The sequence below is a fragment of the Burkholderia sp. Bp9016 genome, from assembly GCF_003857765.1.
In the GTDB taxonomy this organism is placed as follows: Bacteria; Pseudomonadota; Gammaproteobacteria; order Burkholderiales; family Burkholderiaceae; genus Burkholderia.
In genome coordinates, this window is the sequence record NZ_QTPY01000035.1 from 20,392 (window position 1) to 39,373 (window position 18,982).

The window sequence follows — 18,982 nt, forward strand, 5'->3', positions numbered from 1 at the left end:
CCCGGCTTCCCTACAGGCATCCGTATGAGGTTATAGAATCGACGACTCCGCTTCCACGTATATCCGTCATGTCGAACGTCGATTCCACGCTTTCAGAAAACCTTTTCTCGTACGGCACGCTTCAGCTCGAACAGGTGCAGCTTGCAACGTTCGGCCGATTACTGGGCGGTCATGCCGATCACATGCCCGGCTATTCGCTCGCGATGCTGGAAATCAAGGATCCCGAGGTCGTCGCGACCAGCGGAAAGACGCATCACCCGGTCGTGACCTATACCAGGTAATCCTGGCGACAAGGTCAGCGGCACCGTGTTCGCGATCACGCCCGAGGAACTGAAGCACGCGGACGACTACGAGGTCGATGCATACCGCCGCGATCTCGTCGTGCTCGCGTCGGGCGCATCGGCGTGGGTGTACGTGGACGCGAACTCACCGCGTCAGGGCTGACGGCGAAACGCCGGCACGCCGCGCGGGTTCGTATCGCCGGAGCCCGGTAAAAAACCGGCGCACCGCTCGTCGCGATGCGCCGCGTTTCATGCACGAGCCGACCCGACCGGTCAGTTCACGCCGGTCCGCTTCTCCACGAACCGCCGTACATACTCGTCGGCCGGCCGCGACAGGATATCGTCCGGCGTGCCGACCTGCACGAGCGTGCCATCGCGCAGGATCGCGATCCGGTCGCCGATGCGCAACGCCTCGTCGAGATCATGCGTGATGAACACGATCGTTTTCGAAAGCGTCGCCTGCAACTCGAGCAATTGATCCTGCATCTCGGTGCGAATCAGCGGATCGAGCGCGGAAAACGCCTCGTCCATCAGCAGCACGTCAGTGTCGGCCGCCAGCGCCCGCGCGAGCCCGACACGCTGCCGCATCCCGCCCGACAGCTCGTCCGGGTAATGCTCGCCATACCCGTCGAGCCCCACCTTCGTCAGCCAGTTGCGCGCGGCATCGAGCGCGTCGGGCCGGTTCTCGCCGCGCGTGCGCAGCGCGTACGCGGCATTGTCGAGCACGGTCTGGTGCGGCAGCAGCCCGAAATTCTGGAACACCATGCTGACCTTGTAGCGGCGCAATTCCCGCAATCCGTTCGCATCGAGCCTGATCACGTCGTTGCCGTCGATCACGATCTCGCCGGCCGTCGGTTCGATCAGCCGGTTGAAGTGACGCACGAGCGTGGATTTCCCCGAGCCCGACAGCCCCATGATCACGAAGATCTCGCCCGACGCGATGCCGAGGCTCACGTCGTTGAGGCCGACGTTGCAGCCCGTTTCCGACAGCACGTCGGCCTTGCGCTTGCCCGCCCGCAACAGGTCGAGCACGCGCGGATGCGCGGCCTCCGGCCCGAACAGCTTGTATACGTGCCTGACGTCGATGGTTGCCATGTGTGCCTCCGTGGCTATGCGCGCGACGATTGCGCCGGCGGGTTCGAATCGGTGCCGGACGGCGCCGCCTTGCGCGGCAGACGGTACGGCACGCGCGACGCGCCCTTCTGCCGGCGCTGCTGCGCAAGCCGCCGCCGCGCGCGCCGCTCCTGGCCGAAGCCCTGGCTGATGCGGTCGATGACGATCGCCAGGATCACGATCGCGATGCCGGCCTGCGTGCCCTTGCCGACGTCGAGCGTCTGGATACCCGCGAGCACGTCCTCGCCGAGCCCGCGCGAGCCGATCATCGACGCGATCACGACCATCGACAGCGCCATCATCGTCGTCTGATTGATACCGGCCATGATGCTCGGCCGCGCGAGCGGCAACTGCACGTTGACGAGCAACTGCCAGCGCGTCGTGCCGAACGCGCGCGCGGCCTCGGTCACGTCCGGATCGACCTGGCGGATGCCGAGGTCGGTCAGCCGGATCAGCGGCGGCAGCGCATAGATGATGGTCGCGAGGATCGCCGGCACCTTGCCGAGCCCGAACAGCATCAGCACCGGAATCAGGTAGACGAAGCTCGGCAGCGTCTGCATCACGTCGAGCACCGGCAGCAACAGCCGGCGCAGCCACGCGCTGCGCGACGCGAGAATGCCGAGCGGCACGCCGATCGCGACCGACAGCACCGTCGCGACGAGCATCAGCGCGAGCGTCTGCATCAGCTTGTCCCACAGGCCGAAGCAGCCGATCGCGTAGAGCAGCAGCATGAACAACGCGCCGAGGCCCGCACGGCGCGTCGCATTCCATGCGATCGCGCCGACCACGAGCAGCACGAGCCACGGCGGCGCCACGCGCAGCACGCCCTCGAGCGGCACCAGCAGATAGCGCAGCAGCAGCGCGCTGACGTGGTGAAAGCTGTCGCCGTATCGCGCGACGAAGGTTTCGACCGCGCCGTTCACCCAGTCGGCGATCGACAGGTGCAGGAAGAAGCCGTTCATGTTCGTTCTCCGGCGCGCCGCGACGGCGCGCATGATGCCGCCGCCCGCGTTACGCGCCCTTCAGGCCGGCCGCGATCTTCTGCGCGACATCGGCCGGCACCCACTGCTTCCACATGTCCGGACGCGTTTTCAGGAACTGCGTCGCCATGGCCGCGCCGTCGATCTTCTTCGTCGTCATGTCGAGGATCGTCTGGTTCAGGAAATCCATCGGGAAGCCGACCTTCTCGAACACGGCCACGAGCGCGGGATTCGCGTCGTAAAACGGCTTCGACACACCGATCTTCAGGTGCGACACCATGTACGCCGACGCGCACGGGTTCGTCGCGTGCTCTTCGCGCAGCGTCTTCCAGCACGCTTCGTTGTACGCGGGCATCTTCAGCGCGACGAACCGGTATTTCGCCATCAGCGCGGCCGGCCCCCAGTAGTAGAACAGGATCGGCGCGCCGCGCTGGTACGCGGATGCGATCGCCGCATCGAGCGCCGCGCCCGTGCCCGGATGGAAATTCGTATACGACGCATCGAGCTTCAGCACGCGCAGCAGACGCGTATTGACGCGCTCGCAATCCCAGCCGGTCGGGCAGTTCAGGAAGCGGCCCTTGTCGGGCTCCTCTTCATCCGCGAATACCTGCCTGAACTTCGGCAGATCCTCCACCGATGCGAGGCCCGCCGCCACCGGCTTGAGGTTGCGGGCCGGGTCGCCCTTCACCACGTACTCGGGCACGTACCAGCCCTCCTTCGTGCCGCCCGGCAACGTATCGCCGACGAGCTTGACGGTGCCGGCCGCAACCGCCTTCGCGACAATTTCGCTGCGGCCCGTCCACTGCTCGGACCACACCTGCAGATCGTTGCGCGCGAGCGCCGTTTCCGTCGCGGCCGTACTGCCGGGCACGACATCGGTCTTGCAGCCGTAGCCCTTCTCCATGATCTGCCGCAGCACTTCGGTCGAGAACGACCCGCTTTCCCACGTGACGCCGGCGAAATGGACCGTCTTGCCGTCCGCGCACGCGCCGGCGGCCGCATGAGCCGCGGGCGCCGACAGGATCGCCGCGGCGGCGAGAAGGGCTGTCTTCAGTCGTCGAATCTGCATGATGGGTCGTCTCCAATCTGATCTGTTGTTTGTGCATCGCGGCATGCGCGCGGCGGCCGAAAAACGTGTGCATGTCCCGCGTCCACGTCCGGTCAGCCTGCATGTTTCAACCGCCAATTTGTTTAGGGAAACGAGTAATTCCGATCATTTCGATCGGGTTCGCCAATCTTTCCCGATCCGGGCTCCGGCGGCCGAGGCGGCCCGTCGCGCGCCCCATCGGCGAACCCGATTCCATCCATCGAAATTACTCGCTTTCGATTCCGTTTCGGCTTGGGAACAATGCGCGGTGTCATCGGAGGAGACCGGACCGGACGCCGCCCGCCGCCACGCCACCGCACCCGCGGGCCGGCGCCGCGCCGCTTCGCCCAGGATGACGGGACGCGCCGCACCGGGCGCGCTCACGACAACCGATACAAGCTGGACACCCGGAGATCTGAATGAACAAGACACTGACCGCGCTCGCCGTGACCGCCGCCTTCGCGTCGCCCGCATTCGCGCAGAGCAGCGTCACGCTGTACGGCGTGATCGACGAAGGCCTGGACTACACGAACAACGTCGGCACCGGCCACGTCTACGAAATGGCGAGCGGCTACGCGCAGGGCAGCCGCTGGGGCCTGAAGGGCAACGAGGATCTCGGCGGCGGCCTGAAAGCGGTCTTCCAGCTCGAAAACGGTTTCGACGTGAACAGCGGCCGGCTCGGCCAGGGCGGGCGCATGTTCGGCCGCCAGGCGTACGTCGGCCTGAGCCAGACGCAGTACGGCACGCTGACCTTCGGTCGCCAGTACGACTCCGTCGTCGACTATCTCGCGCCGACCACCGCCAACGGCAACTGGGGCGGCTACCTGCTCGCGCACCCGTTCGACAACGACAACACCGACAACTCGTTCCGGCTCGACAACACCGTGAAGTATGCGAGCCCGAACTTCGCGGGCTTCCAGTTCGGCGGCGCATACAGCTTCAGCAACAGCACGGGTTTCTCGGACAACCGCGCGTACAGCTTCGGCGCGCAATACCAGAACAACGGGCTGCTGATTGCCGCCGCGTACCTGCAGGCGAACCACCCGGGAGACGGCTCCGCCGGCGCGATCACGTCGAATGACGCGAGCTACATCGCCGAGCGCATGCGCGTGTTCGGCGCGGGCATCAACTACACGTTCGGGCCCGCGACGGTCGGCTTCGCGTACACGAACTCGAACTACAAGAACCCGACCGGCAACGGCTATCTCGGCACGCCGGGCGCGATCATCGCGCCGGGGGCGACGGTCAGCGCAATCAAGTACCAGAACTTCGAAGTAAACGGCGCATACCAGATCACGCCGGCGTTCATGATCGGCGCGCAGTACGTGCTGTCGCTCGAGAAATACGACGCGTCGACCGGCGACGCGAAGCCGAAGATCCACTCGGTCGGGCTGATGGCCGACTACAACCTGTCGAAGCGTACCGACGTGTACGTGCAGGCCGCGTACCAGCACATCGCCGGCGACAAGACGGATTCGATCCTCGACCAGGCCTTCATCCCCGGCACCGACGCGCCGTCGTCGACATCGAATCAGGTGGCCGTGCGTCTCGCGCTGCGTCACAAGTTCTGACGCGGTTTCGCCGTCTTCACGCGACACCCCGCGCGGTCTGCCGCGGTGTCTTTGCCCGCTCGCAGGCGCATGCCTGCCGGCGGGCTTTTTGTTTCGGGGCGCGCTCAGGTGATTGGGCCGCCGGGCCGTGCACGCCCCCGTCAACGATGACAGGACAACCGCCCATGCTCCGCCGATACACTGTGGGCCATCTCGACCTTCGGCGTTCACGCTGCCGGACGTTGCTTTCATGGCGCATACGATCGGCCGCTTCCGGGCGGCCCGCCCCCACCCCGATCCGATGGAGTTTCGCTTGAGCTTGAATCACTCGCGCATCACGCTGCTCGACTTGCAACCGAACGCCGGCCTGCGCTCGCGCGACGCACTTCTCCCGGCGCCGCCCGCGTTCGCCCAACCAGGCCGCCCGCAATGAGTACCGGGCCGCGCAACGCGCGGATCGACATGCTGCGCGGCGTGTCGATCCTGCTCGTGCTGCTGCATCACTTCAACATCCCGTATTCGCTGCGCGACACATCCGTCGCGCGCCTGGTCGGCTGGGAGGCCCTGCATGCGGTGGTCCGCAACGGCAACTACGGCGTGACGATGTTCTTCGTGATTTCCGGCTACCTGATCACGTCGAATGCGCGCCGCCGCTGGGGCAGCCTCGCCGCGCTCGACGTGCGCGCGTTCTACGTGTCGCGCATCGCGCGTATCGTCCCGTGCCTGCTCCTGCTGCTCGCGCTCGTCAACGGGCTGGCCGCGGCCGGCGTGCCCATCTTCGAAAATCACGCGCCGCAAGGTGTCGCCGTGTCGTTCTGGCTCGTGAATCTCGCGTCGCTCACGTTCTGGATGAACGTGTTGATCGGCGCGGCCGGATGGGTGAACTACGCACTCGGCGTGCTGTGGTCGCTGTCGGTGGAGGAAGTGTTTTACCTGTCGTTTCCGCTGCTGTGCCTCGCACTGCGCCGCGAAGCGCGGCTGTTCGCGTTCTGGACGGTGGTCATCGCGATCGGTCCTGTGTACCGCTTCACGCATGCGGGCGACGAAGGCGGATTTCTCTATGCGTATTTCGCGTGCTTCGACGGCATCGCGATCGGCTGCTGCACCGCGCTGCTTGCAGCGCGCGCCCGCTGGCAGGTGCTCGCCGCAGCGCCCGTGCAATGGCTGGCGGCGCTTGCGATGAGCGTGCTCTATCTCGCATGGCCGATCTCGGAAAGCCATGTCGTCGGCGTGTCCGCGATGGCGCTCGGCACCGCGGTGCTGCTGATCGGCGCGCACGCCAACGGCACGAACACGCCGGGCCGCGCACTGGCGCCGCTGCGCTGGAGCGGCCGGCTCAGCTACGAGCTGTATCTGTTCCACCTGATCGTGCTCGGTGCATTGCGCACGTTCTGGCCGCCATCGGCCACTCATGGCGATCACAAGCTGCTGTTGCTGATCGCGTATCTGCTGCTGTCGGCTGCCTTGAGCGCGGCGATCGCGCGCGGGATTGCGACACCGCTGGAACGCGTCGTCAAGCGCGCGGGGATGCGCCCGTCGGCGCGTGTGCCCGACGGCGCGCGGTTCTGATTCCGGGATGACCGCGTCACGACTCACAATCGTTTGCAATGACGCGTCAGGTCGATCGCTATGATTTGCCGGTCGCTATCGCACCGGGATCGGCCTGTGTCATCCCGCCAGCGACAATCAAACATCAACGATTCGACCAACACGATGCATTCGGGGGCCACTGCCATGGAGCGCAACGAAGACTTCAAACCGCCAGGCACCGCCGGCTTCTGGCGGAGAACCGCCGCCTTTGCGATCGACTCGATCGTCATCGGACTGATCGGGCTCGCGCTCGCGATCGTGTTTTTCGATGTCCTGTCGGCGATCGGCGAATGGGGAAGGCTGATCGGCTTCGCGATCGGCTCCATTTACTTCGCCCTGCTCGAAGGCGGGCGTCGGCATCAGTCGCTCGGCAAGCGGGTGATGAAGATCCGCGTTGCCGACAACGCCGGCCCCGGCCATGCCGGCCCGGGATACCTGCGCGCGTGGGCGCGGTACGCGTTGATCGCCGTTCCGCTGATTCTCGGCGGCATCGGCTTCATCGACCTGCCCGCGCTTCAGGACCCGGGCATGGCGTGGCTGACCACCGCGAACGGCGTGATCGTGTTCTTCTGGGGCGTGGCGCTGCTTTATCTGCTCGCGTTCAACCGGCCGAGCCGCCAGTCCGTCCAGGACCTGCTGACCGCCACCCGGGTCTTGCATGTCGGGGGCGACGTCGAGCATGCCGCGCCGGTTGGCCGGAAACACTGGGCGATTCTGGCTGTCGTTGGCGTGCTGCTGATCGTCGGCGGCCGTGTTGCCGCCACGCGGTTCGCCGCGACCGATCACCTCGCTGACGTCCAGCGGATCCAGCGCGCTGTCTCCGCCGTTCCGGGCGTGCTCCAGAGCGGTGTCTGGATCGGCAACATGCGCGCGGCTACACCGGCGGGCGACACGTCGACCACCCTCACCACCATCACCGTGAGCGCGAGCACGCCAACGCTGCTGAACAAGACCGGCACCACCGCCGTCGCGCATGCGGCGCTTGCCGCATCGCCATGGCTGAAGACGCAGGATCGGGTCACCGTGGTGAGCGTGCGCGCGGTCAGCCTCGGTATCGCGACGTGGCGAAAGCAGTTTTTCATGAGCCGGTCACCTGCCGAATGGGCCGCGACGCCCGGCGCCGCTGAGGAGCCCGCCCAATGAGCGACATCAGCATCGACCTGCCGTTCTGGATCTTCCCGGTGATCTATGGCGCCATCTACTGGCCACTGACGCTTTTTTTCGGATTGCTCTGCCTGTATGTCGGCGCGATGCGCGTGCGCGGCATCGGTCGCGCCGCGTTTATCGTCATCGGGCTCCTGCTCGTCGGCGATGCGGCCATCGGGATCTACCACGCCTTTTTCGTCAGTTGAGCAGCGTCGGTGCTGCCGTACCCGCGGCCGGCATTGCATGCCATCCGGTCCGCGGGTCCGCCGTCGCTCCTGCACGGTGACGGCAAACTCGTGCGGCTGCGTTGTCTGCCGCATTGAGAGCGGCATCGGCGCGCATGCCGGACGCCGCGGCATGACCGTCAGCCGCAAGCGTCCGCAGGTTAAATGAAAGAAAAGGAAGCGGTTCGCTGTATCGCCATCACGCTGTCTGCCCGACCTCGGCCCGGCGCATGGTTACGATTCGCGCGGGCGGAATGTTGGCCCACACGATGCGGCTGTCGGCGGCGGCCAAGCCCGAATTGCCCAGCGGGTGGCGATCGGGCGGTCGCAAGTCGTAGGTGAACTGGATCATCGCACCGTCGTCCGACAGCACGCGCCGGCACTGCTCGACGATCGCCGTCACGGCGTCACGCGGCAGCGTGCGCAACGGCAGGCACGATACGATCGCGTCGACCCGCGCGGCCGGCGGCAGCAGCCGCTCGAGCTGCCGCGCATCGCCCGACACGATCGTGATGCCCGGAAAGCGCGTGCGCAGGTGCCGCACGAACGCGGGCGACCGCTCGACCACGACCAGCCGCCTCGGCGCGATGCCGCGTTCGAGCAACGCGGCCGTCACCGCGCCGGTTCCGCCGCCGAGTTCGACGACGAGCCCGTCGCCGTCCGGCACGGCATCGGCCATCTCGCGCGCAAGATGCCGCGAACTGGGACATAACGCGCCCACCGAGGCAGGACGGCCAACCCACTCGCGCACGAACAGCGCCGAGACACGCAACGCGTTCGGCCAGGTCATCGAACCTCCGTGCCCTGTCGCGCGTCCTGCGTCGACGTGCCGACGACTTCGCCGCGCCATGCAACGGCCATACGGGTCTTCTTCATGCGCATCCTCCCGACGAATCGTTCCGCCGCAGGAAGCGCGACGATGAAACGATTCTAGGAAACGCGAACTTAAGATGACGTGAAGATTGCCGGCCGATCCGGCCCGCCGCCCGCTGCGGGCCGCACCGCCGCCGACTCAGCGATCGACGCGCTGCTGAAAATGCGCGGGGTAGCGCTCGCCGACGATCGTGATCTGCCGCAGCGTCACCTCGATCGCCGACAACTCGTCGGTCGTCAGCACAACCGCGGCCGCACCCACGTTCTCGTCGAGCCGATGCAGCTTCGTCGTGCCCGGAATCGGCACGATCCACGGCTTGCGGGTCAGCAGCCACGCGAGCGCGATCTGCGCACGCGTCACGCCCTTGTCGGCGGCGATCCGGCCGAGCAGGTCGACGAGGCCCGCATTGGCCTTGCGGTTTTCCTCCGAGAAGCGCGGCACGACGTTGCGGAAGTCGGTCGCGTCGAACGTGGTGTTCGCATCGATCGCCCCCGTCAGGAAGCCCTTGCCGAGCGGGCTGAACGGCACGAAGCCGATGCCGAGTTCCTCGAGCGTCGGCAGGATCCGCTCTTCGGGCTCGCGCCACCACAGCGAGTACTCGCTTTGCAGCGCCGCCACCGGCTGCACCGCATGTGCGCGGCGAATCGTCTTCTCGCCGGCCTCCGACAGCCCGAAGTGAGCGACCTTGCCCTCGCCGATCAGATCCTTGACCGTGCCCGCGACGTCCTCGATCGGCACGTTCGGATCGACGCGATGCTGGTAGAACAGGTCGATGCGATCGACCTTCAATCGCTTGAGCGCCGCATCGGCCACTTCGCGGATATGCGACGGACGGCTATCGACGCCCTTCATCGCCTCGCCGTTCTCGAAACCGAACTTGGTCGCAATCACGACCTGGTCGCGAAACGGTGCAACCGCCTCGCCGACCAGTTCCTCGTTGACGAACGGGCCATACGCTTCGGCCGTATCGAAGAACGTCACGCCGCGCTCGAACGCCGCGCGAATCAGTGCGATGCCGCTCGCCTTGTCGGTCGCCGGGCCGTAGCCGTAGCTCAATCCCATGCAGCCGAGCCCGATTGCCGAGACTTCGAGGCCGCTCTTCCCGAGCTTGCGTGTTTGCATGAATCTCTCCTGCTGAAAGTGAATGACGATCGACGGATGCTGTGGAAACCAGTGTAGGTCGATGTATTTCACTCAACAATCGGCGTACCATTTCATGCGTTACTGAGGAAATTTCATCAATGTTGCGCACTGGCCTCGGCGAACTGACCACCTTCATCACGATCGCGGAACAGCGCAGCTTCAGCGGCGCCGCCCGCATCCTCGGCGTGTCGCCGTCGGCGCTCAGTCATGCGATCCGCCATCTCGAAGCGCGGCTCGGCGTGCGCCTGTTCAATCGCACGACCCGCTCGGTCGCGCTGACCGAAGCCGGCGAGCAATTGCTGCTGCGCGTACGGCCTGCCGTCGCCGATCTCGAAGACGCGATGAACGACGCCGCGACCGCCCGCAACCGGCCGTCAGGCCAGATCCGGATCAGCGCGTCGGAATCCGCGGCGCGGCCGCTGATCCGCCATGTGCTGCCCGGTTTCGTCGCGCGCTACCCGGACATTCACGTCGAGTTCGTCGTCGACTCGCGGCTGATCGACATCGTCGAACACGGTTTCGACGCGGGCATCCGCGTACGCGAGGATGTGCCGCGCGACATGATCGCGGTGCGCTACGGCGACGCGGTCCGCTTCGTCGCCGTAGCGTCACCCGACTACCTGGCCCGGCACGCGGCGCCGGCCACCCCGCAGGACCTGACGCACCATCGATGCATCCGGTTCCGGTTCGAAAGCGGCGCGCTCTATCGATGGGACCTGACGCGCGACGGCAAGCGCGTCAGCGTCGACGTCGACGGGCCGATGACGCTCGGCAACCTGAGCCTGATGGTCGAAGCGGCGCTCGCCGGCATCGGGATTGCATGGGTCACGCAATCGCGGGTCGCCGAACATCTGGCCGCCGGCCGGCTGGTGCGCGTGCTGCCCGAATGGGCGCAGGCATTCGACAGCCTGTGTCTGTACTATCCGGCGAACCGGCATCCGCCGACCGCGCTACGGCTGTTCGTGGAAGCCGTGCGCGAATGGGCGGCCGGCGCAGGCGACGCGTTGCACGACTGACGCGCCGCCGCCCTGCTATCTCACCGCAGATTGGTCTTCGCCAGCTCGACGATCTCGTCGCCGCGCCCGCTCAGGATCGCGCGCAGCATGAACAGGCTGAAGCCCTTCGCGTGCGCGATCTCGATCTTCGGCGGCATCGCGAGTTCGTACTTCGACGTGACGACGTCGACGACCGCCGGCCCGTCATGCGCGAACGCGGTACGCAATGCCTGTTCGACGTTCTCCGAATGCTCGACGCGCACGCTGAAAATCCCCGCGCCCTTCGCGATTGCCGCGAAATCGGTCGGGCTCAGGTCGACGTTCGTGTCGAGATAGCCGGCCGCCTTCAGCTCCATCGACACGAAGCCGAGCAGGCTGTTGTTGTAGACGACGATCTTGATCGGCAGGTTGAGCTGGCGTGCGCTCAGCAGATCGCCGAGCAGCATCGACAGGCCGCCGTCGCCCGACAGCGACACGACCTGGCGCCCCGGGTGCGCGCCTTGCGCACCGAGCGCCTGCGGCATCGCGTTCGCCATCGAGCCGTGATTGAACGAGCCGTGCAACTGGCGCTTGCCGTTCATCGTCAGGTAGCGCGCGGCCCATAGCGTCGGCGTGCCGACGTCCGCCGTGAAGATCGCATCCTCCGCCGCGACTTCGTCGACGATCTTCGTCAGGTACTGCGGATGAATTGCGCGGCCGGGCGGCGCGGCCACCGCGAGATCGTCGAGCCCCTTGCGGGCGGCGGCATAGTGCTTCAGCGCGTTCTCCAGGAAGCGCCGCTGCGTCTTGCGCGTGAGGCGCGGCAGCAGCGCCGCGATCGTTTCCTTCACGGTGCCGACGAGCCCGAGCGCGAGCGGCGCGCGATGGCCGAGCTGCGACCCCTTCCAGTCGATCTGCGCGACCTTCGCATTGGCTGGATAGAACGGCCGGTACGGGAAGTCCGTGCCGAGCATCAGCAGCGTATCGCACGACTCCATCGCGTGATAGCCCGAGCTGAAGCCGATCAGCCCGGTCATCCCGACGTCGAACGGGTTGTCCCATTCGACGAACTGCTTGCCGCGCAGCGCATGCACGACCGGCGCGCCGAGCGTGTCGGCCAGCGCGACCACTTCGTCGTGCGCGCCCTGCGTGCCGCTGCCGCACAGCAGCGTGACCGCATCGGAACCGTTGAGCAGCGCCGCGAGCCGGTCGAGGTCGGCATCCGCCGGCAGGATCGACGGCGGCGCCGATTCGCTCCACGCCGGCGTTTCTTCCGGGCCGTCGCCGAGCGCAATGTCGCCCGGCAGCACGATCACCGCGACGCCACGCGCCTCGATCGCGGTGCGCATCGCGCGCGCGAGCACGCGCGGAAATTGCGACGCGTTGGTCACGAGTTCCGCGAAATGGCTGCATTCGCGGAACAGCGCCTGCGGATGGGTTTCCTGGAAATAGCCGAGGCCGATCTCGGTCGACGGGATGTGCGCGGCGATCGCGAGCACCGGCTGGTGATTGCGGTGACAGTCGTACAGCCCGTTGATCAGGTGCAGGTTGCCGGGGCCGCAGCTGCCCGCGCATACGGCGAGCCGCCCGGTCGATGCGGCATCCGCGCCGGCCGCGAACGCAGCGCTTTCCTCATGCCGCGTATGCATCCAGCGGATCGTGCCGAGCTGGCTCAGGCTGAACGACAGGCCGTTCAGGCTGTCGCCCGTCACGCCCCAGATCCGTTCGATGCCCGCTGCCGCCAGCGTCTTCGCCAGGTATTCCGCCATCGTCTGTCGTGCCATGATGCCCTCGCTCGTCGATGCGTCGTCACGCGACTGATCCGGCAACGGCCGCCGCCGCCGCTGACGGGACGAGCATACGCGATCGCGCCGCGCGGTGTCGCGACGACGCAGACATCATGTGCCGCCATGCGGTCGCGCCCCGCCGCGCGACCGTTTGCCCCTTACGCTCCTTTCGGCACTGTCGGGCAATCGTCGCCGTTTCGTCGGCGCTTGGTCCGAAATCTGAAACCCGCCCGCCGTTCAGCTCCAGTCGGACGCCGACTCGTCCGGGTCGACCAGCGTGAGCCCCGCCGCCGGCAGCGGCAGCGCGGTCTTGTAGCGCACCTGTTTCAGCGCGAAGCTCGACCGGATGTTCGACACGCCGGGAATCGTCGTCAGCCGCTCGATGATGAAGCGCTCGAGCGTGCGCATGTCGGGCATCACGACGCGCAGCAGGTAGTCGGCGTCGCCCGACATCAGGTAGCACTCCATCACCTCGGGACGCTGCGAGATCGCTTCCTCGAACCGCTGCAGCGCGTCCTCGACCTGTTTCTCGAGGCTGACCTGGATGAACACGTTGATCCGCAGCCCGAGTGGCTCGGGATCCAGCAGCGTGACCTGCTGGCGGAACAGCCCGAGCTTCTCCAGCGCGCGCACGCGGTTGAAGCACGGCGTGGCCGACAGGTTCACCGCGCGCGCGAGTTCCGCGTTCGTGATCCGCGCGTTCTGCTGAAGCTGGTTCAGGATGCCGATGTCGATGCGGTCGAGCCGCCTGGGGTTGCTGCTCATGGTCGAAATATTCCGCAAGAGTGGCCACAACCGGAATATTTACACTATCCACGCACAAAATACCAATGAAATCAGACGCATATTTTGCAGATCGGCGGGTAACATGATTCGACCGATTGCCACTGATTGCGCGCCGCCCCGAAGCGGTGTGCGGGAGACCTGCGATGACGGACCTGTCCAACGGTATCGATGCCACGCGGCGCGCGGGCCTCGCCCACGCCCACGCCCACGCCGACGCCGACCCGGAAGAAACCGCCGAATGGCTGGAGTCGCTCGACGCCGTCGTCGCGCACGTGGGCAAGGAACGCGCGCAATACCTGCTCGACCGGCTCGCCGCGCATGCGCGCGGCCGCGGGCTCGCGGCGCCGCGCGGCCCCGTCACGCCGTACGTGAACACGATCGCCGCGCACGAACAGCCGCCCTATCCGGGCGACGTCGAGCTCGAAGAGCGGCTGTCCGCCGCGCTGCGCTGGAACGCGCTCGCGATGGTCGTGCGCGCGAACCGCGCGTATGGCGAACTGGGCGGCCACATTGCGAGCTATGCATCCGCGTCCGACCTGTTCGAAACCGGCTTCAACCATTTCTTCCGCGCGGCAACGGCCGACAGCCACGATGCAGGCGGCTCGGGCGGCGACCTCGTGTACTTCCAGCCGCATTCGTCGCCGGGCGTCTATGCGCGTGCGTTTCTCGAAGGCTTTCTCGACGAAGCGCATCTCACGCACTACCGCCGCGAAATCGCCGGCCCCGGGCTGTGTTCGTATCCGCATCCGTGGCTGATGCCCGACTTCTGGCAGTTCCCGACCGGCTCGATGGGCATCGGCCCGATCAACGCGATCTATCAGGCGCGCTTCATGCGCTACCTGCAGCATCGCGGGCTCGCGAACACCGGCGGTCGCACCGTGTGGGGCTTTTTCGGCGACGGCGAAATGGACGAACCCGAGTCGCTCGGCGCGCTGTCGCTCGCCGCGCGCGAAGGGCTCGACAATCTCGTGTTCGTGATCAACTGCAACCTGCAGCGGCTCGACGGCCCCGTGCGCGGCAACGGCCGCGTGATCGACGAGCTCGAGGCGCTGTTCGCCGGCGCCGGCTGGAACACGATCAAGGTGCTGTGGGGCTCCGACTGGGATCCGCTGTTCGCGCACGACCACGCCGGCGCGCTCGCGCGCGCGTTCGCCGGCACCGTCGACGGCCAGTTCCAGACTTTCTCCGCGAACGACGGCGCATACAACCGCGCGCGCTTCTTCAGCCGCGACCCGGCGCTCGAAGCGCTCGCCGCGCAGCTCACCGACGCTCAGATCGACCGCCTGCGCCGCGGCGGCCACGACGCACGCAAGCTGCACGCCGCGTATGCACGCGCGCTCGCGCATCGCGGCCAGCCGACCGTGATCCTCGCGAAAACGATGAAGGGTTACGGGATGGGCGCGGCCGGTCAGGGGCGGATGACGACCCATCAGCAGAAGAAGCTCGACGTCGACGACCTGAAGGCGTTCCGCGACCGCTTCCGGTTGCCGCTGTCGGATCTCGACGTCGAGCAGCTAACGTTCTACAAACCAGCCGAAGACAGTCCGGAGATGCGTTACCTGCATGCTCGCCGGGCTGCCCTGGGCGGCTATCTGCCCAGAAGGCGGATGGCGGCGTCGAAGGGGCTGACCGTCCCGCCGACGCCTGCCTGGGGTGCGTTCGCGCTGGACGCGGCGGGCCGCGAGATGTCGACGACGATGGCGCTGGTGCGCATGCTCGGTGCGCTACTGAAGGATCCCGAGCTCGGCCCGCGCGTCGTGCCGATCGTCGCAGACGAAGCGCGCACGTTCGGGATGGCGAACCTGTTCCGGCAGGTCGGCATCTACTCGCCGGTCGGACAGCGCTACGAACCCGAGGATCTCGGCTCGATGCTCTACTACCGCGAGGACACGCGCGGGCAGATTCTCGAGGAAGGGATTTCGGAAGCGGGCGCGGTGTCGTCGTGGATCGCCGCCGCGACCGCGTACAGCGTGCACGACCTGCCGATGCTGCCGTTCTACATCTACTACTCGATGTTCGGCTTCCAGCGCATCGGCGACCTGATCTGGGCCGCCGCCGACCAGCGCTCGCGCGGCTTTCTCGTCGGCGCGACGTCGGGCCGCACGACGCTCGGCGGCGAGGGCCTGCAGCATCAGGACGGCAGCAGCCATCTCGCCGCATCGACGATTCCGAACTGCCGCGCGTACGATCCGGCGTTTGCCTACGAAGTCGCGACCATCGTCGATGCCGGCATGCGCGAGATGGTCGAGCAGCAGCACGACGTGTTCTATTACGTGACCGTCATGAACGAGAACTACGCGCAGCCGTCGATGCCCGACGACGATCCGGCCGCACGACGCGCCGGTATCCTGAAGGGCATGCACCGGCTGCCGTCCACGTCGAGCGCGACCGCACACGTGCAGTTGCTCGGCGCGGGCGCGATCCTCGGCGAAGTGCTTGCCGCGCAGCGGATGCTGAAGGACGACTGGGGCATCGATGCAGACGTGTGGAGCGTCACGAGCTTCAGCGAACTGCAGCGCGACGGGATGGAAGCCGAGCGGCTGTCACGGCTCGGTGCGACGGCGGAGGCGTCGTACGTCACACGGCTGCTTGAAGCAACGCAAGGCCCGGTGATCGCCGCGACCGACTATGTTCGCGCGGTGCCCGAACTGATCCGCGCGTACGTGCCGCGCCGCTACGTGACGCTCGGCACCGACGGGTTCGGCCGCAGCGACACGCGCGATGCACTGCGCGCGTTCTTCGAAGTGGATCGCGCGAGCATCGTGCTCACCGCGCTGAAGGCGCTCGCGGATGACGGCGAACTCGATGCGGCCATCCTGCGCACAGCGCGCGAGCGGCTCGGCAAGACGGCGCAGCAGCAGCCGGGGGCGGCGCCGTGGCAACGTTGACGGCGCGCCAGGCGCTGCTTGCATCCTGTCTTTTGCGTATACGGGATGGGACGATTCGAACACGGCGACGCGCGGGGCCATGCCTGTACTGCCGCATTCGAACGCGTTGAGACTCGCGCCGGATCACACCGACGCGCCCCGCTTGCCGATCGCGCGAAGCCGTTGCGCGAATCCTGTGCGATGAGTCGTCGACAAAGCGCCCGGATCCTGTTGCGAGCGCCGCCCGCGCGGCACATGCGGAAGGTTGGCGCAATACCGCCTTCGCATGTGGTAAATAAAACTACACGAGTCATCACGGGCCGCGCCGCCCACCACGTCTAACACGCTCTGCTCCATCACCATGCGCTACAACGGCAGCGCATGCGTCGACAGAATCTCCTTGAGCACCATGAACGAACGCACCTGCCGCACCCCGGGCAGGTACAGCAGTTGATCGGCGTGCAGCCGGTTGAAGCTCTCGTTGTCGCGCGTGCGCACCAGCATGAAGTAGTCGAACTCGCCGGTCACCACGTGGCATTCGACGCACCCCGACACTTTCTGCGCGGCCTTCTCGAATTCGGCGAACGCCTCCGGCGTCGAACGATCGAGCACGAAGCCGATCACGACCAGCATCCCCGCACCGAGCGGCTTCGGATCGAGCAGCGCGACGATGCCGCGGATCAACCCTATTTCCTTCAATCGCTCGACGCGCCTCAGGCACGCCGGCGCGCTCAGCTTCACCTTCGCGGCGAGACTCACGTTCGAGATCGACGCGTCCTGCTGCAACTGCCGCAGGATCGCACGGTCGATGCGATCGAGCGCCGGCGCGGCGTCGACCGGCACTGCGTTACCGCGATCTAATTTCATTGCGTCTCCTGTTGATTTCACGAATCAAAATTATTTCAATCATTCATATCTCATCGATAACGTAGGTCTTCACGATTTATTTCGCAAGCTCATTTCTCGCGGTCCTGCCTATCATTTTTCCATCGGGACACGGGCCGCGCACCGCGCCCCACCGATCCGGTTTCCCGCCCACCGCCCTTCGGAGCTTGTCGATGAATCTGCACCGTTTTCCCCGTTATCCGCTCACGTTCGGCCCGACGCCGATCCAGCCGCTCAAGCGCCTGAGCGCGCATCTCGGCGGCAAGGTCGAGCTGTATGCGAAGCGCGAGGACTGCAACAGCGGCCTCGCGTTCGGCGGCAACAAGACGCGCAAGCTCGAATACCTCGTCCCCGACGCGCTCGCGCAAGGCGCCGACACGCTCGTGTCGATCGGCGGCGTGCAGTCGAACCAGACCCGCCAGGTCGCGGCCGTCGCCGCCCATCTCGGGATGAAGTGCGTGCTCGTGCAGGAGCACTGGGTCAACTACGAAGATCCGGTGTACGACCGCGTCGGCAATATCCAGTTGTCGCGGATGATGGGCGCCGACGTACGGCTCGTGTCGGACGGCTTCGACATCGGCATTCGCCGCAGCTGGGAAGAAGCGATGGAGAGCGTGCGGCAGGCCGGCGGCAAGCCGTATCCGGTTCCGGCCGGGTGTTCCGAACATCCGCTCGGCGGCCTCGGGTTCGTCGGCTTCGCGGAAGAAGTACGCGAGCAGGAAGCGCAACTCGGGTTCAGGTTCGATTACGTCGTGGTCTGCTCGGTCACGGGCAGCACGCAAGCAGGGATGGTCGTCGGCTTCGCTGCCGACGGGCGCGCGGATCGCGTGATCGGCATCGACGCGTCGGCAACCCCCGAGCGCACGCACGAACAGATCACGCGCATCGCACGGCATACGGCCGAACTGGTGAGCCTCGGTCGCGATATCGACGAAAAGGATGTGGTACTCGACACGCGCTATGCCGGACCCGAATACGGGCTACCGAACGACGGCACGCTGGACGCGATTCGTCTGTGCGCACGGCTGGAAGGCATGCTGACCGACCCAGTCTACGAAGGGAAATCGATGCACGGAATGATCGACAAGGTGCGCCGCGGCGAATTCGAGCCGGGATCGAAAGTGCTCTATGCGCATCTCGGCGGGGTGCCCGCGTTGAGCGCGTATGCGGAGATCTTCCGCAACGGCTGATGTCCGGTCGATGTCGGTCCGGCGCGCGTCGGTGCGCGCCATGAGATGGAACCGGCCCGGGCGGTGATTGTCCGCATCGGGCCGCGGTCATTTTGCGATTCGGCGCATCCCGCGCCGCCGCTTCCCATCCCTTCCAGCGCCCCTTCCCACTACGTTCGAGCGCTCGCGCCAAACTCGGTGCATGCTCGCAGCGATTCGAACTTTCTCGTAAAAAAAATTCAACGATGCGGATCGATTCGAAATCATTCGTACGTGTACGAACATCTGTCCGCCCTATTTAGTAGACGTTCTATTTAAATCGGTACCCCACTTACCGAAAATTGACCCGGTCAATTCGATCGCAACGTTTCGCAAACATTCGCGCCATGCGAATGCGAATCTCAAAACGTCGGCGCAACGCATCCGCCCGGCGGCAAGTCAGGCAGCGTCACCGTCCATCGATTGTCAATTCCGCGCAATAGAACCGCCGCATCCGGCATTCGCCGTTTGCACGATCTTGTGCGCC

The 18,982-nt window shown here is 66.3% G+C and carries 16 protein-coding genes and 1 pseudogene; 9 read left to right on the forward strand and 8 right to left on the reverse strand.

Annotation, left to right across the window (positions count from 1 at the left end):
• Nucleotides 1-68: 68 nt before the first annotated feature.
• A pseudogene (locus DIE13_RS29450) lies at nucleotides 69-444 on the forward strand (gamma-glutamylcyclotransferase family protein).
• Between the two features lie 110 nt (nucleotides 445-554).
• Here DIE13_RS29450 and DIE13_RS29455 read toward each other — a convergent pair.
• From DIE13_RS29455 to DIE13_RS29465, 3 genes are read right to left on the reverse strand one after another with little or no spacing between them, the layout of a single operon-like run.
• On the reverse strand, nucleotides 555-1,376 hold the full coding sequence (locus DIE13_RS29455) for a glycine betaine/L-proline ABC transporter ATP-binding protein (RefSeq protein ID WP_124830548.1): 822 nt from the start codon (nucleotides 1,374-1,376) through the stop codon (nucleotides 555-557).
• A gap of 14 nt (nucleotides 1,377-1,390) precedes the next feature.
• Nucleotides 1,391-2,356, reverse strand: a complete 966-nt coding sequence (locus tag DIE13_RS29460) for an ABC transporter permease (protein WP_124830549.1) — start codon at nucleotides 2,354-2,356, stop codon at nucleotides 1,391-1,393.
• A gap of 49 nt (nucleotides 2,357-2,405) precedes the next feature.
• Nucleotides 2,406-3,443: an ABC transporter substrate-binding protein gene (locus DIE13_RS29465; RefSeq protein ID WP_124830550.1), complete on the reverse strand. Its 1,038-nt coding sequence runs from the start codon at nucleotides 3,441-3,443 to the stop codon at nucleotides 2,406-2,408.
• 437 nt (nucleotides 3,444-3,880) lie between these two features.
• On the opposite strand from DIE13_RS29465, the gene DIE13_RS29470 reads away from it, so the two are divergent.
• From DIE13_RS29470 to DIE13_RS29490, 5 genes are all read left to right on the forward strand, one after another.
• Nucleotides 3,881-5,032, forward strand: coding sequence for a porin (locus tag DIE13_RS29470; protein WP_124830551.1), 1,152 nt, complete (start codon nucleotides 3,881-3,883; stop codon nucleotides 5,030-5,032).
• Nucleotides 5,033-5,261: 229 nt separating this feature from the next.
• On the forward strand, nucleotides 5,262-5,444 hold the full coding sequence (locus DIE13_RS29475; protein ID WP_124830552.1) for a hypothetical protein: 183 nt from the start codon (nucleotides 5,262-5,264) through the stop codon (nucleotides 5,442-5,444).
• Nucleotides 5,441-6,580 (forward strand): acyltransferase, encoded by a 1,140-nt coding sequence (locus DIE13_RS29480; protein WP_124830553.1) that lies wholly within the window; start codon nucleotides 5,441-5,443, stop codon nucleotides 6,578-6,580. Before DIE13_RS29475 ends, DIE13_RS29480 begins: the two co-directional genes overlap by 4 nt.
• Nucleotides 6,581-6,745: 165 nt before the next feature.
• On the forward strand, nucleotides 6,746-7,744 hold the full coding sequence (locus DIE13_RS29485) for an RDD family protein (RefSeq protein WP_185731223.1): 999 nt from the start codon (nucleotides 6,746-6,748) through the stop codon (nucleotides 7,742-7,744).
• Nucleotides 7,741-7,953, forward strand: a complete 213-nt coding sequence (locus tag DIE13_RS29490) for a hypothetical protein (protein WP_124830555.1) — start codon at nucleotides 7,741-7,743, stop codon at nucleotides 7,951-7,953. Before DIE13_RS29485 ends, DIE13_RS29490 begins: the two co-directional genes overlap by 4 nt.
• Before the next feature lie 217 nt (nucleotides 7,954-8,170).
• Here the strand turns inward: DIE13_RS29490 and DIE13_RS29495 are convergent, their stop codons facing one another.
• Nucleotides 8,171-8,761, reverse strand: a complete 591-nt coding sequence (locus DIE13_RS29495) for a class I SAM-dependent methyltransferase (RefSeq protein ID WP_124830556.1) — start codon at nucleotides 8,759-8,761, stop codon at nucleotides 8,171-8,173.
• Nucleotides 8,762-8,983: 222 nt separating this feature from the next.
• Nucleotides 8,984-9,967 carry an aldo/keto reductase gene (locus tag DIE13_RS29500; protein ID WP_124830557.1) on the reverse strand — a complete coding sequence of 328 codons (984 nt, stop codon included), beginning with the start codon at nucleotides 9,965-9,967 and terminating at the stop codon, nucleotides 8,984-8,986.
• A gap of 119 nt (nucleotides 9,968-10,086) precedes the next feature.
• Between DIE13_RS29500 and DIE13_RS29505 the strand changes: the two genes are divergently transcribed.
• On the forward strand, nucleotides 10,087-11,004 hold the full coding sequence (locus tag DIE13_RS29505; RefSeq protein WP_124830558.1) for a LysR family transcriptional regulator: 918 nt from the start codon (nucleotides 10,087-10,089) through the stop codon (nucleotides 11,002-11,004).
• A 20-nt stretch (nucleotides 11,005-11,024) separates the two neighbouring features.
• Here DIE13_RS29505 and poxB read toward each other — a convergent pair whose 3' ends face one another.
• Both poxB and DIE13_RS29515 read right to left on the reverse strand, forming a co-directional pair.
• Nucleotides 11,025-12,746 carry a ubiquinone-dependent pyruvate dehydrogenase gene (poxB, locus tag DIE13_RS29510; RefSeq protein ID WP_124830559.1) on the reverse strand — a complete coding sequence of 574 codons (1,722 nt, stop codon included), beginning with the start codon at nucleotides 12,744-12,746 and terminating at the stop codon, nucleotides 11,025-11,027.
• A gap of 240 nt (nucleotides 12,747-12,986) precedes the next feature.
• Entirely contained in the window at nucleotides 12,987-13,514 is a 528-nt protein-coding gene (locus tag DIE13_RS29515; RefSeq protein WP_098554607.1) for an Lrp/AsnC family transcriptional regulator, read from the reverse strand.
• A gap of 164 nt (nucleotides 13,515-13,678) precedes the next feature.
• Between DIE13_RS29515 and mdeB the strand changes: the two genes are divergently transcribed.
• A complete protein-coding gene (mdeB, locus tag DIE13_RS29520; protein ID WP_124830560.1) occupies nucleotides 13,679-16,423 on the forward strand; it encodes an alpha-ketoglutarate dehydrogenase in 2,745 nt (914 codons plus the stop codon).
• A 345-nt stretch (nucleotides 16,424-16,768) separates the two neighbouring features.
• Here the strand turns inward: mdeB and DIE13_RS29525 are convergent, their stop codons facing one another.
• Complete coding sequence (locus tag DIE13_RS29525) at nucleotides 16,769-17,269, reverse strand: Lrp/AsnC family transcriptional regulator (RefSeq protein WP_124830561.1); 501 nt, start codon at nucleotides 17,267-17,269, stop codon at nucleotides 16,769-16,771.
• A 191-nt stretch (nucleotides 17,270-17,460) separates the two neighbouring features.
• Here DIE13_RS29525 and DIE13_RS29530 point away from each other — a divergent pair, with 191 nt between their 5' ends.
• Nucleotides 17,461-18,477, forward strand: a complete 1,017-nt coding sequence (locus DIE13_RS29530) for a 1-aminocyclopropane-1-carboxylate deaminase (protein WP_124830562.1) — start codon at nucleotides 17,461-17,463, stop codon at nucleotides 18,475-18,477.
• Nucleotides 18,478-18,982: the final 505 nt, after the last annotated feature.